This window comes from Aggregatibacter sp. oral taxon 513 (assembly GCF_018128305.1).
GTDB classification, from domain to species: Bacteria; Pseudomonadota; Gammaproteobacteria; order Enterobacterales; family Pasteurellaceae; genus Aggregatibacter; species Aggregatibacter segnis_A.
The window spans coordinates 1053883-1066531 of the sequence record NZ_CP072381.1 but is presented as its reverse complement, the minus strand read 5'-3'; the positions used below and the strand labels follow the sequence as shown (position 1 = coordinate 1066531).

The window sequence follows — 12649 nt, the reverse complement described above, 5'->3', positions numbered from 1 at the left end:
TCGATTTTTCATGTAATGGCATATAATCTCAGCCTTTCATTATTTCAGTTTAAGAGAGCGTTGAAATGCAAAAATGGTTTAAACATAGTTTAGGTTTGGTGTGTCTTTCGTCTTTATTTTTTAGCCAACAAGTTGTGGCAGAAGGGCGTTTGACCGTGTATTGCACGGTGCAAAATGCCTTGTGTGAAAAAGTGACGACGCAGTTCGGGGAAAAATATGATGTGAAAACTGAATTTGTACACGGGGGCACGGAAACCATTTTTGGCAAGATCAAAGCGGAGAAAGACAATCCGCAGGCGGATTTTTGGTATGGCGGCACCATTGAGCCGCATTTCCAAGCAGGCGAGTTGGGTTTGTTAGAAGCCTACCGTTCGCCAAAACAAGTGGAAATCTTACCGCAGTTTAAATCGCTTATGATGCAAAAAGGCGATTTTACTTCCGTGGCATACATGTTGGTGTTGGGCTTTGGTGTGAATACACAAAAATTGGCACAACTGGGTTTGCCCGCACCACAAAGCTGGGAAGATTTGCTCAAACCGGAATATAAAGGTGAAATTCAACTGCCCGATCCGCGCGCTTCCGGCACGACCTATACCATCATGGCAACCTTGATTCAGCTTTGGGGCGAAGAAAAAGCCTTTGATTATTTGAAAAAGCTCAATGAAAACGTGTCGCAATATGTGAAAAGTAATTTAGTGACGGCGAATTTATCCCGTGGTGAAAGTGCGGTGAGTGTCGGTTTTGTGCATGCGTATGCCACCGAGAAAGAAAAAGGCGCGCCGGTGGAAACGGTGATCCCACAAGGTAAAACCGGTTATGCATTGGGAGGTGCAAGTATTATTAAAGGTGCACGTAACCTCGATAATGCTAAACTTTTTATGGATTTTGTACTGTCGAAAGAGGTACAGGAAATACCATGGCGTGAATTCGGTTTATATCAAATCCCAACCAATGCCAATGCGGAATCTTCACCAAAATCCGTTGACCCGAAAAAATTAGATTTTGTTGAATTTGATTTTGTGAAATTTGGTTCTAAAGACGAAGGCAAGCGATTAATTAATAAGTGGCTGGCTGACATCAAATTATCGAAATAACCCTACCTATGCTCGGCATAAATATTGTGCCGAGCAAGATCTTATGCTGACGTATCCATGCTAAAACACCTATTCCATCAACCTATCACTTGGATTTTGCTCGCTTTCTTGGCATTTGCCTGTTTGCCGGTGCGTGCCTTGGATTATGGCCTTTTCGGGGCGACCGCGAAAGAATATTTCGCCGCGATGGGATGGGCTCAGGTCAATATCAGTTGGCTGTGGTTTGGTGCATTGTGGATTTTCCCCTTTTTTCAGCGACTGCCTGATTCTCGTCGCTCGGCAAAAATAATCGTTATTTTGACCGCACTTTTGAGCTTCTTCATTTGGTTCTCCGCGGAAGCTTATGCTTTTCGCTTCGGTTATGCGGTGATTTTCCTGTTTATTGCCATAGGCTCCATATTCGTCAATGCCTTGGCGTGGTTAGGTTTTTTACGGGGAGATCGTTTTTTATTGGCGGTCGCCACAGGCCTTGCCGTGTTGGTGATCGGTTTTATTTTTTATCCGATCACCGCATTATTTACGATCTTTTTTACTGGCGAATCCGGTGAATTTGGCAATGTTTTTACGCTATTAAACCACCTCGGCTTGTGGAAAGTCATTGGTAATTCCTTGGCGGTCTCCTCTGCGGTCGGCGTATGTTCTGTTATGTTTGCTCTTGTTTTGGCGTTGTACACCACAAGAATTGCCAAACGCAGTTTGTTTATCAGCAAGATCTTTTCCTTATTGCCGATGGTGACGCCGCCTTTTGTTGTGAGCTTAGGTGTGATGTTGATGCTTGGGCGCTCAGGCTATGTCACTCAATTTCTTACGCAACATTTCGGCGTGAACCCGAATTGGCTTTATGGTTTTAACGGTATTCTTATTTCTCACACGTTGGCACTCACGCCCATGGCATTTATGTTGTTGGAAGGGGCATTAAAAAATCTTTCACCGAAATTGGAAGAAGCCGCCGTGATGCTCGGCGCAAATCGTTGGCAGAGTTTCCGTTTTATCGTGTTGCCGTTATTAAAACCGGCACTAGCCAATGCCTTTTTAATCGTGATGGTGCAATCTTTGGCGGATTTCAGCTCGCCTTTTGTGTTAGGCGGCAATTTTGACGTGTTGGCAACGCAAATTTATTTTTACATTGTGGGGGCACAAAACGACTATGTCTCTGCAAGTGCCTTGGGGATTATTTTGTTAAGTATCTCCCTCGGGATTTTCTGGCTGCAATATCATTTTATCGGGCGTAAAAATTACGTTACGCTCTCGGGCAAAGGGTTTGAAGGTCGAAGCACGCCTTTATCTTTCGGTTTAAAGATTACCGTTGTAAGTATTTTTGCTGCCTGGGTTGGTTTCAATGCTTTATTGTATGGCAGTATTTTTTACGGCAGCGTGATGCAGAACTGGGGTGTTAATCACACTTTTACTTTGCAACACTACATCACGCTATTCGGACAAGGCTGGAAGAACGGTGCGATTCCTTCTTTACTGCAAACTGTCTTGTTCGCAGTGATCGCCGCCCCTTTTACGGCAGTGAGTGGCTTTTTGTTGGCTTATTTCTTTTCTCGTCATCGTTTCTTCGGACAAAAACACATTGAATTTCTCACGTTGCTCAGTTTTGCGGTGCCGGGAACAGTTGCCGGGGTGTCTTACATCCTTGCGTTCAATAATGTCCCGCTCTATTTAACCGGCACAGGAGCGATCATTGTGCTTTCGATGGTGACTCGCAATATGCCTATTGGTTTGCGTGCCGCATTAGTGAATTTTAAACAATTAGATCCGGCATTGGATGAAGCTGCCTATTCTTTAAAAGCCAGTGCGTTTCAGACGTTACGTTTTATTACTTTGCCTTTATTGAAGCCCGCTTTATTGTCTGCTTTAGTGACCAGTTTTGTGCGTGCCATGACGACCATTAGTGCGATTATTTTCTTAGTTACGCCAAGCACCCGCGTGGCAACGTCGTTTATTTTAAATCGGGTAGAAGATGGCGATTACGGTTTAGCCGTGGCCTATGGCGCTAGTTTAATTGTGATTATGATGCTGGTTATCGGCTTATTTGGTCGATGGGTTGGTGAGACAAAGTTAGGACGATAACATGACACAACATATTGAATTAAAACAGGTTTATAAAGCTTTTGGTTCAACCAAGGTATTGCAAGATTTCAATCTTTCTTTTGAAAAAGGCAAATTTACGACCTTATTGGGTGCATCAGGCTGTGGCAAAACCACCATTCTGCGCCTCATTGCCGGATTAGAAGATCTCGATCAAGGGCAAATTTTATGTGACGGAAAAGACATCAGTCGGTTACCGCCACAACAGCGTGGTGTCGGCATTGTGTTTCAATCCTATGCGCTTTTCCCGCATTTAACCGTCGGGGAAAATGTGGCGTTCGGTTTGAAAATGCAGGAAACCCATTCCTCAGACATCGCCGAAAAAGTCAGTCAAGCATTAAAAATGGTGGAGCTCGAGGGGTTTGAACATCGCCGTATCGAACAACTTTCCGGTGGGCAACAACAACGTGTCGCCTTGGCGCGGGCGTTGGTAATTGCGCCACAAATTTTATTATTTGATGAGCCGTTAAGTAATTTGGATACCAACTTGCGCCGCACCATGCGTGAGATGATTCGCCATTTACAACAGAAATTGGGCATTACCGTGCTCTATGTGACCCACGATCAAACAGAAGCCTTTGCTATTTCTGATGCAGTCGTGGTGATGAATCAAGGAAAAGTCGAACAGATTGGTTTGCCGAATACGCTCTATCATCATCCAACCTCTCGTTTTACGGCAAACTTCATGGGGGAAGTGTCTTTCTTTCCTGTGACGGTAAAAAACGGAAACTATGTTCTGGCAGAAAATCCCTTGTCGATTGAATCGAATGAGCTACCACAGGATGGAAATTATTTACTCGGTATTCGCCCGGAAGGTGTGTTATTGGCATTAACCGGCGAACCTGCAGAACGTTGTGATGTGCAATCGGCGATTTCTATGGGGAATTATTGGGAGATTCAGGTGCGATGGCATGGATTGCCATTATTGGTGCATTTAAATCCGAATGATTACATACCAAATCAGCCCGAGTATTTTGTTAAGTTACGTCCGATTGGTTGGTTTGTGCTGCCTGTAGAGAAATAGGAAAGACGGAAAGTGCGGTGGGTTTTACCGTGTTTTTCGCCCTGTGTTAGACGAACAGGGCAGGGCGAGGGTTTTCGCGTGCCGGAATGAACGGAAATACGCGTTATTCTTTCCAAATAATATGATATTGACGATCTTCTTCTCGGTGAGAAATTAAAAACTTGGCAAAAATATCATCCATTTCGTCTTGTTCATTCACCAGTCCAATCCAGACTTCGGCATATTCTTCCGGATCAATTAACACACCAATTTCTTCTTCCCAGTTATCAGCGGTTTCGACGAACTCCACAGCGCCATGTTCTTCAAATTGCAGATTAAATAACAGAATATCGGCAGGATCGAGATTTTCCGGTGCCATTTCAAGAAAAATATCATAGGCAATATCAATAGCCGTATCGGGATCCAGTTTTTTGAATTCGCTCATTTGTGTATTCCATGCAAGTAAATTGGGGGCTCATCATAGCATAATTGCGGCGAAAGTGCGGTCGGTTTTTGTGGCGTTTTAAATGTAAAGAAAAGAGGCTTTTTTGAGCCCCTTTTTTATTTGTTTATGACATTTTTTTCACCGATTTGCGAACCACCAATTCAGGGTGGATTTCAATTTTTTCTTTCTGATCGGATTTATGGTTAATGCGTTCAAATAATAAATTCACGGCTTGCACACCTAAACGAGACTTAGATTGGTGCACGGTTGTCAGTGGCGGTGAATAAAAACGTGAGGCATGAATGTTGTCATAACCGATAATGGAAATGTCTTCCGGTACACGTAAGCCTTTTTCGCCAATCGCAGAAATTGCGCCCAACGCCATGACATCGTTACAACAAAATACAGCGGTTGGTAGGTTGTCTTGGCTTAAAATTTTATTCATGCACTCATAGCCGTCTTCCGGTTCAAAAAAGCCTTCCATTACCCAGTTCGGATTAACGGTTAAACCGGCTTCTTTCATCGCATGGATAAAGCCTTCATAACGGGTTTTAGCCGTCGTTTTAGTGAGTTCACCGGCAATAATGCCGATGTATTTATGACCGTTTTCAATGAGATGTTTGGTGGCTAAATAGCCGCCATCAAAGCTGTTATCTTGAATGATGTCAGTGTATACATTCGGGCCCCAATCCATCACGACCATCGGGATATTTTCAAAAGAATGGAGTAGGTTTAAGGAATCCGGCAAATATTCGGAACACATGACCAAAATGCCATCTACGCGTTTTTTCGCTAGCATTTCTAAATGGTTTTTGATTTTTTCCGCATTATTTTGCGTGTTACACAGAAACAATGAATAACCTTGGCGATAGCAGTGTTCTTCTACTGCATGAATGATTTCTGCAAAATAAGGGGCTTCACTGGTGGTGACGATCATGCCGATAGATTTGGTGGTATTCACTTTAAGGCTACGCGCCACCGCACTTGGGGAATAATTAAGATCTTTGATGGCCTGTAAAACCAAACTTTCTGTTTCTTGTGCCACAAAGCGGGTTTTATTGATTACGTGCGACACCGTGGTGGTGGATACGCCTGCCATTTTGGCAACATCTTTGATGGTAGCCATAACTTTCTCCCTAAAAATTTTGGCTATTATAAAGAGGTAAGTGCTTTTGGTTAAGGGCATAACACAGAATTTTTATTAATCTGTCGGCTTTTTCATATTTGGTTGGCTTTTTATGTGAATTTTTTGTTAAGATATAGGCTCTTTTAACATAAAGACAAAAAAAGAGGTGAATCATGGGGACTTTCGGTTATGCAATGATGACGGTTGCGCTTTCTCTTAGCGTGATTCTTGTTTTAGCGTTTTCCATTTTTTAATGAAAAACACATCAAAAAGAAACCGCACTTTAAAACGAAGTGCGGTTTCTTTTTAGGTTCATTTTTCTATTTTTCCTGCCAATCCATCACGAATTTTATGTTCAAAAAAGGCGTAGTCCACTAAAAAGGCATCATGACCATAGTCTGAGCTGAATTCGTAATAATTTAAATTCACACCATTTTCTTCCAATAGCTGTTTGCTTTTGCGTAATTCCGGCAATTTGAACAGTTGATCGTTATCCACTGAAACTAACGTGTAGCGTGCTTGAATGCGGGAAAGTGCGGTTTTTAAGTCGACATAACCGAGGCTTGGATCGTATAAATCTAACGCACGTAGTAAATGCAGGTAGCTATTGGCATCAAAGCGCGCAAGAAATTTCTGACCTTGGTAGCTCAAATAAGATTCCACTTGGAAATAGTCACCCTGCAAATTGCCTTCTGCTTTGGTCGCGCGTCCGAAAGCTTTGGTCAGCTGAATATCCGTACGATAGGTGAGCATGCCAAGCATACGCGCTAACGCTAATCCTTTATCCGGTTTTGCACCGTCGTAATAATCACCGTTATTGAAGTTTGGGTCACTGATAACCGCTTGACGCATAACGTGATTAAATCCGATGGCTTCTGCACTGAAAGACAGAGAAGAGCATAAATTCACTATGTTAGAAACAAAATCAGGGTAATCAATCGCCCATTGATTGGCTTGCATGCCGCCAAAAGAGCCGCCAATGATGGCGTGTAAATGTGGAATCGCCAGCGAGTCTAATAAGGCTTTTTGTACTTTCACAATGTCTTGTACGACGACGGTAGGAAATTGGCTACCATACGGGCGACCGGTTTGCGGATTAACTGAAGAAGGGCCGGTTGTGCCTTTACAACCACCAAGCACATTGGAACAAATAAAGAAATAGCGCGAAGTATCTAATGCCAATCCGTCACCCATGAAATTTTGCCACCAACCTTGCTGGTTTGCCTCTTGTTCAAAATAAGGTTCGGCATCCCCGGTAAGGGCGTGGCAAATTAACACGGCATTGCTTTTATCCGCATTCAATACGCCGTAAGTTTGATAGGCGACATCAATATGTTCCAGTTGACCGCCTAACGTAAGCTGTAAAGGTTGATGGGTAAAAACGGTGGTCTTTTTTATTGTCATTGCAAAATCCGGCGCAATTTCTCTTGTTATCAGTAAAGGTGAGTAACGTTACATCCTGCGACTGTCCCTTGTCAAGAAATTTTAGACGTCTAAACATCTGGAAGTTTTTAAGGCTATAAATAACGAAATTACACTTGAATTCCAGGCTTTTTTTCATTATGTTGAATACCAATTTTTTCTGATAAAACAGCTAATGAAATTGAATTTAAAAGAAAAGTTACAAACATATTTCACACTAACGCAGATGAAACGGCTTTCCCGTTACATGGCGTTATTTATGGTTTTTTTTGCAATTTTGTTGGTGATTGTTGATCAGACCATTGGATACTATGTGCGTAATGACATCTACTACGACATCGAAAAAGTGCCAAATCGTCCTTATGGTTTGGTGCTTGGTACGTCAAAATATTTCTCGGATAACACTCTGAATCTCTTTTATTACAATCGATTATTGACTGCGCAACGTTTGTTTGAAAAAAGAAAGGTGGATTATTTGTTGTTAAGTGGTGATAACCGTACGTTGCAATACAATGAACCTCGCACCATGTTAAAAGATTTGAAAAAAATGGGCGTGCCGCAAGAGTTTATTTATTTGGATTTCGCCGGTTTTCGCACGTTGGATTCCGTAGTTCGTGCCGATCAGGTGTTTAAAGCACATTCTCTTACAATCATTTCACAAAAATTTCACTGTGAACGAGCCTTGTTTATTGCGAAATTCCACAATATTGATGCCATTTGTTTTGTTGCCGATTATCCGCAAGGTTATACAAAAGTGCGAGTGCGAGAATTTTTTGCCCGCTTGCAGGCTGTGTGGGATTTATTAATGGAAAGGGAACCGCACTTTTTAGGGACACCGGAACCTTTGCCCCCTCCGGTGACGATTCCCGATGTGACGGATGCTAACAGTGGTACTTAATCACTTTACGGCTTAAAGGCGTGCTATTTACTGTCGTTTTATGTTTTTTCGAAATAGCATCAAATGCCAAATTCAATAGCGATTGCGATACTTTATCGTAATCTTGCACGCTACAAATCACTGGATTCTCCAATAACTCCAACATTTCAAAATGACCAAAGGTTGCAATCGTTAAGTGATGAGGCACATGCCCAAAACGTTGTAATAATACCAACATCACGCCTTCTAATAGCGTAAATGACGTGGTAAAAATGGTTGTTGGCAAAATCCCTTTTTCTGATAACCATTGTGCAAATGTATTTGCCGCATTGTTTTTATGAAATTTATCTGTATATAAATAATCAACTTTTACCGTTTTATCTTTCAGTGCTTTGCGAAAACCCAACTCACGTTCTTTGCTAGTGGGCAATTCAGACAGTGCGCCAAAGAATAACACCTGCTGTTGATTTGGCAGTTTGAGAAATTCCTCTGCTAAGCGGCAGGCATCGCCTTCATCATCGGTCAATACATTTACCACATTGGGTGATTGAATACGGCGATCAAACCCAATAACAGGGACATCGGCATTTTGATAAAAATCTGTGTTATAAGGCAGAGCAGAAGAAACAACCAACGCATCAACTTGACGTTGTAATAAATGTTTTACGCAGTCTTGTTCATTTTCAATGTGATCATTCGAACAAGAAATTAACAGCTGATATCCTTTTTCTCGCAAGTGATTTTCTAACTTGTTGGCGATTTTTGCGTAGCTGATATTTTCAAAATCAGGAATAATCAAACCAATAGTTTTACTTTTGCCCACGCGCAAGCTTGCCGCCATGGCATTGGGTTTGAAATCATATTGCTTAATCAGCGCCTGCACTTTGGCTATCGTGCTATCGCTTACGCGATATTGTTTAGCTTTTCCATTCACAACGTAGCTCACCGTTGTGCAAGAAACGCCCGCTAACTTGGCGATTTCATCTAATTTCACATTAACTCCTTATAAATGTCAGAAATAGATCGTAGATTGATTAAATTGCACAAATTTTGCATGTAACTACGTAAATTATAGCACCTCATTTTATTAAAAATGGAATGCATGTCACAAAATTGTTTATTTTTTCCAGGGGGGTTATATGCGGTGTTTGTTTATGTAATATATTTTGTGAATAGATAGTAAGTAGCACAGTTTAAAAATGGAATAAAAGTACGGTCGTTTTTTACTCGCATTTTTCAATGTATTTTTAACGAGCAATTTACACTGTTTCACATTTATTTTTAGGAATAAGAATATGTCTAAAATTAAGACAAGTTTTAATGTAGTGGAAGAAAGTACTAAACGTTTAGCGGTATTAATTGATGCTGATAATGCTTCTGTTAAAGATATTAAAGCCATTTTGGAAGAAACAACACATTATGGGGAGGCGACAGTTAAACGTATTTATGGCAATTTTGTTTCTACGAATGGGCAATGGAAAGAAGCCATTAATGAATACGCAATTAAACCTATGCAACAATTTGCCTTTACGACAGGGAAAAATGCAACTGATGGATTTATGATTATTGATGCCATGGACTTACTTTACACAAATCGTTTTGATGGTTTTTGTTTAGTTTCCAGTGACAGTGATTTTACTGCATTAGCAATTCGCTTGAAGTAACAAGGTGCTACTGTTTATGGATTTGGTAAGAAACAGACCCCAGCCGCGTTTCGTAATGCCTGTAGTCGTTTTATTTATGTTGAAAATTTACATGATGAGACGGAAGAAATAGGAAATGTCGTTGGTAAAAAAGAATCTAGTCAACTTCAAATATCTAAGACTGCTAAAACTTCTACAACAAAAGGTAAAGGGCTTCCTTTAGAAACATTACATAAAATTTTTGAACAACAACCTGACTGGATACAATTAGGTTTTTTGGGACAACAGTGGGGGTTATTGGAAACTGATTTTGATCCGAGGAATTATGGATGTAAAAAACTAAGTGATCTTGTAAAAATGTATAGCAATATTTTTGAATGTCAGCTTAAAAAGGATTCAGAAAATAGCCCTGGGCAAATGTATGTCAAATTAAAAAAATAAAATAGATAGCCTCTGCTTTTCGGCACGTAGTTAACTAAAAAAGTGCGGTCAAAATTTTCAACGAATTTTGACCGCACTTGATGTTTATATAGCGGCTATAAATAGCCTTTTTCTCCACGAGGTAAGCTCACTAAACCGGAGCGGACGATTTCGATGACAATGGCTTCTTCTTTTAATGTGCTCACGAAGGCGTCCAGTTTGTCTTTGGTTCCGGTGAGTTGGATGATGTAAGACTTCGTGGTGACGTCCACAATTTGTGCACGGAAAATATCCGTCAAACGTTTCAGTTCTTCCCGTGCCGCGCCTTGTGCTCGGACTTTAATTAACATCACTTCACGCTCAACGTGTTCACAGTCGCTTAAATTAATCACTTTGAACACGTCCACCAATTTGTGCAATTGCTTTTCAATTTGCTCCAATACTTGTTCATCGCCGTAGGTTTCGATAGTCATACGGGATAACGTCGGATCGTCTGTGGGTGCCACGGTAAGGCTTTCAATGTTGAAAGCACGTTGTGAGAATAAGGCGACGACGCGGGATAACGCGCCTGATTCATTTTCGAGTAATACTGATAAAATTCTACGCATTATGCATTCTCCGGTTTAGTCAAAATCATTTCATTCATGGCGCCGCCACGTACTTGCATTGGGTAAACGTGTTCGTTGGCATCAACGTTGATGTCAACAAAGACCAGTTTATTTTTAATGCTGAACGCCTGTTGGAGTTTTTCTTCCAGTTCTTCCGGTTTGGCGATTTGAATACCCACATGATCGTAGGCTTCCGCTAATTTCACGAAATCCGGCAACGAGTTCATATAAGTTTGCGAATGGCGACCGGAATAAATCAAATCCTGCCATTGTTTCACCATACCGAGGAAATGGTTATTCAAACAAATGACGACGATAGGAATATCATACTGTTTGGCGGTAGAAAGCTCTTGAATGTTCATTTGAATACTCCCATCACCGGTAATACAAACCACCGTTGCTTTCGGTTCGGCGAGTTTTACGCCAAGTGCAGCAGGCAAACCAAAGCCCATAGTGCCAAGCCCACCGGAGTTGATCCAACGCCGTGGTTTGTCAAACGGGTAGTGTAATGCAGTAAACATTTGGTGTTGTCCTACATCAGATGCCACATAGGCATCACCCTTGGTTAGGCGATAAATCGTTTCAAGCACTTGTTGTGGTTTAATTACGCCACTGTGACGATCGAAATCTAGGCATTTCTCTGCTTTCCATTGTTCGATTTCTTTCCACCAATCGGTTAAATCAGATTGGGACTTCGCAAGATTTTCATCTTCCAATAACGATAAAAATTCCTCTAATACGCTTTCTGCGCTGCCTACAATCGGAATTGCCACCGGTACGGTTTTGGAAATGGAGGTGGGATCTACATCTACATGAATCACTTTCGCATTCGGGCAATATTTCGAGAGATTATTGGTGGTGCGATCGTCAAAGCGAACGCCGATACCTAAAATCAAGTCGCTGTTATGCATAGCGGTGTTGGCTTCATAAGTGCCGTGCATACCGAGCATACCAAGGAATTGTTTATCCGTGCCCGGGAAAGCACCTAAGCCCATAAGAGAAGAGGTGATCGGCAAATTTAACTGTTTAGCAAAGCGTGTTACGGCATCGTGGCAGTTGGCCGAAATCACACCACCGCCCACGAAAAGCACCGGTTTTTTTGCCACCAATAAGGCTTTTAGTGCTTTTTTTATTTGCCCTTTGTGGCCTTGCACCGTTGGGCTGTAAGAACGCAAAGTGACTTCTTCCGGATAAGTGTAGGCAAATTTGTTCAACGGATTGAGTATGTCTTTCGGCAAATCAATTACGACAGGACCGGGACGACCGGTAGAGGCAATATAAAAGGCTTTTTTAATGATGGTCGGAATGTCTTCCGGGTTTTTAACTAAAAAACTGTGTTTCACGACCGGACGGGAAATCCCCACCATGTCGCATTCTTGGAAGGCATCACTACCAATTAATCCCGATGGTACTTGTCCGGAAAGCACCACTAACGGAATAGAATCCGCATACGCGGTAGCAATACCGGTAATGGCATTGGTGGCACCAGGGCCGGAGGTAACTAAAACACAGCCTACTTTACCGGTGGCGCGTGCGTAACCATCAGCCATGTGTACTGCGGCTTGTTCGTGGCGTACTAAAATATGTTCAATACCGCCGAGGGTATGAATGGCATCATAAATGTCTAAAACCGCACCGCCAGGATAACCAAATAAAAATTCAACACCTTGATCACGCAAGGATTGAACGACCATTTCTGCTCCCGATAATTTTTTCATTTTCACCTCTTAATATGTTGTCTTAAAAAACACTGATTTTTTTGACCGCACTTTTACATGAGCAACGTAAATGTGGGTACTTTGTAAGGGATGGAGTTATTTGTAATGGAAAGCAGCTGAGTTGTCTATTTAAAATTTGATGAGAAAATGAAATTTTTCTTGATTTTCCAGAATAAAATTCTTTTTAAATTTTAATTTT

The 12649-nt window shown here is 41.6% G+C and carries 12 protein-coding genes; 6 read left to right on the top strand and 6 right to left on the bottom strand.

The genetic code is table 11. The annotated features are described in order from the left end of the window. Positions 1 to 65: 65 nt before the first annotated feature. Genes J5A60_RS05145 through J5A60_RS05135 form a run of 3 tightly spaced genes read left to right on the top strand, consistent with a single transcriptional unit; the run spans position 66 to position 4212 of the window. Entirely contained in the window at positions 66 to 1094 is a 1029-nt protein-coding gene (locus tag J5A60_RS05145) for an ABC transporter substrate-binding protein (protein WP_212509670.1), read from the top strand. A gap of 57 nt (positions 1095 to 1151) precedes the next feature. Then, entirely contained in the window at positions 1152 to 3170 is a 2019-nt protein-coding gene (locus J5A60_RS05140) for an iron ABC transporter permease (protein WP_212509669.1), read from the top strand. Between the two features lies 1 nt (position 3171). Further along, positions 3172 to 4212, top strand: a complete 1041-nt coding sequence (locus J5A60_RS05135; protein WP_212509668.1) for an ATP-binding cassette domain-containing protein — start codon at positions 3172 to 3174, stop codon at positions 4210 to 4212. A gap of 103 nt (positions 4213 to 4315) precedes the next feature. On the opposite strand, the gene J5A60_RS05130 is transcribed toward J5A60_RS05135, so the two are convergent. The 3 genes from J5A60_RS05130 to J5A60_RS05120 all read right to left on the bottom strand — a co-directional run bounded on the left by J5A60_RS05130 (position 4316) and on the right by J5A60_RS05120 (position 7166). Then, positions 4316 to 4636 (bottom strand): HI1450 family dsDNA-mimic protein, encoded by a 321-nt coding sequence (locus tag J5A60_RS05130; RefSeq protein WP_212509667.1) that lies wholly within the window; start codon positions 4634 to 4636, stop codon positions 4316 to 4318. 124 nt (positions 4637 to 4760) lie between these two features. Beyond that, the gene (gene purR, locus J5A60_RS05125; RefSeq protein ID WP_212509666.1) at positions 4761 to 5762 is read right to left on the bottom strand and encodes an HTH-type transcriptional repressor PurR; all 1002 of its coding nucleotides are present in this window, start codon (positions 5760 to 5762) and stop codon (positions 4761 to 4763) included. Positions 5763 to 6074: 312 nt separating this feature from the next. Further along, the gene (locus tag J5A60_RS05120) at positions 6075 to 7166 is read right to left on the bottom strand and encodes a homoserine O-acetyltransferase (RefSeq protein ID WP_212509665.1); all 1092 of its coding nucleotides are present in this window, start codon (positions 7164 to 7166) and stop codon (positions 6075 to 6077) included. A gap of 193 nt (positions 7167 to 7359) precedes the next feature. Here J5A60_RS05120 and J5A60_RS05115 point away from each other — a divergent pair, with 193 nt between their 5' ends. After that, positions 7360 to 8082: a vancomycin high temperature exclusion protein gene (locus J5A60_RS05115; protein ID WP_212509664.1), complete on the top strand. Its 723-nt coding sequence runs from the start codon at positions 7360 to 7362 to the stop codon at positions 8080 to 8082. Here J5A60_RS05115 and cra read toward each other — a convergent pair. Continuing rightward, on the bottom strand, positions 8066 to 9055 hold the full coding sequence (gene cra / locus J5A60_RS05110) for a catabolite repressor/activator (RefSeq protein WP_212509663.1): 990 nt from the start codon (positions 9053 to 9055) through the stop codon (positions 8066 to 8068). The genes J5A60_RS05115 and cra overlap by 17 nt on opposite strands. A gap of 301 nt (positions 9056 to 9356) precedes the next feature. Here cra and J5A60_RS09560 point away from each other — a divergent pair, with 301 nt between their 5' ends. Then, positions 9357 to 9725 carry an NYN domain-containing protein gene (locus tag J5A60_RS09560; protein WP_249113867.1) on the top strand — a complete coding sequence of 123 codons (369 nt, stop codon included), beginning with the start codon at positions 9357 to 9359 and terminating at the stop codon, positions 9723 to 9725. A 255-nt stretch (positions 9726 to 9980) separates the two neighbouring features. Continuing rightward, positions 9981 to 10145, top strand: a complete 165-nt coding sequence (locus J5A60_RS09555; protein WP_249113866.1) for an OST-HTH/LOTUS domain-containing protein — start codon at positions 9981 to 9983, stop codon at positions 10143 to 10145. A 95-nt stretch (positions 10146 to 10240) separates the two neighbouring features. On the opposite strand, the gene ilvN is transcribed toward J5A60_RS09555, so the two are convergent. Together ilvN and J5A60_RS05095 are read right to left on the bottom strand one after the other, a co-directional pair. Next, positions 10241 to 10732 carry an acetolactate synthase small subunit gene (gene ilvN, locus J5A60_RS05100; RefSeq protein WP_111294188.1) on the bottom strand — a complete coding sequence of 164 codons (492 nt, stop codon included), beginning with the start codon at positions 10730 to 10732 and terminating at the stop codon, positions 10241 to 10243. Beyond that, the gene (locus J5A60_RS05095; RefSeq protein ID WP_212509662.1) at positions 10732 to 12450 is read right to left on the bottom strand and encodes an acetolactate synthase 3 large subunit; all 1719 of its coding nucleotides are present in this window, start codon (positions 12448 to 12450) and stop codon (positions 10732 to 10734) included. Before J5A60_RS05095 ends, ilvN begins: the two co-directional genes overlap by 1 nt. Positions 12451 to 12649 lie beyond the last annotated feature (199 nt).

Coding starts and splice junctions, on each gene's coding strand:
- J5A60_RS05120 (WP_212509665.1), bottom strand. CDS start 7,166: ATGACAATAAAAAAGACCACCGTTTTTACCCATCAACCTTTACAGCTT.
- J5A60_RS05095 (WP_212509662.1), bottom strand. CDS start 12,450: ATGAAAAAATTATCGGGAGCAGAAATGGTCGTTCAATCCTTGCGTGAT.
- J5A60_RS05145 (WP_212509670.1), top strand. CDS start 66: ATGCAAAAATGGTTTAAACATAGTTTAGGTTTGGTGTGTCTTTCGTCT.
- J5A60_RS05130 (WP_212509667.1), bottom strand. CDS start 4,636: ATGAGCGAATTCAAAAAACTGGATCCCGATACGGCTATTGATATTGCC.
- J5A60_RS05115 (WP_212509664.1), top strand. CDS start 7,360: ATGAAATTGAATTTAAAAGAAAAGTTACAAACATATTTCACACTAACG.
- J5A60_RS05135 (WP_212509668.1), top strand. CDS start 3,172: ATGACACAACATATTGAATTAAAACAGGTTTATAAAGCTTTTGGTTCA.
- J5A60_RS09560 (WP_249113867.1), top strand. CDS start 9,357: ATGTCTAAAATTAAGACAAGTTTTAATGTAGTGGAAGAAAGTACTAAA.
- purR (WP_212509666.1), bottom strand. CDS start 5,762: ATGGCTACCATCAAAGATGTTGCCAAAATGGCAGGCGTATCCACCACC.
- J5A60_RS05140 (WP_212509669.1), top strand. CDS start 1,152: ATGCTAAAACACCTATTCCATCAACCTATCACTTGGATTTTGCTCGCT.
- ilvN (WP_111294188.1), bottom strand. CDS start 10,732: ATGCGTAGAATTTTATCAGTATTACTCGAAAATGAATCAGGCGCGTTA.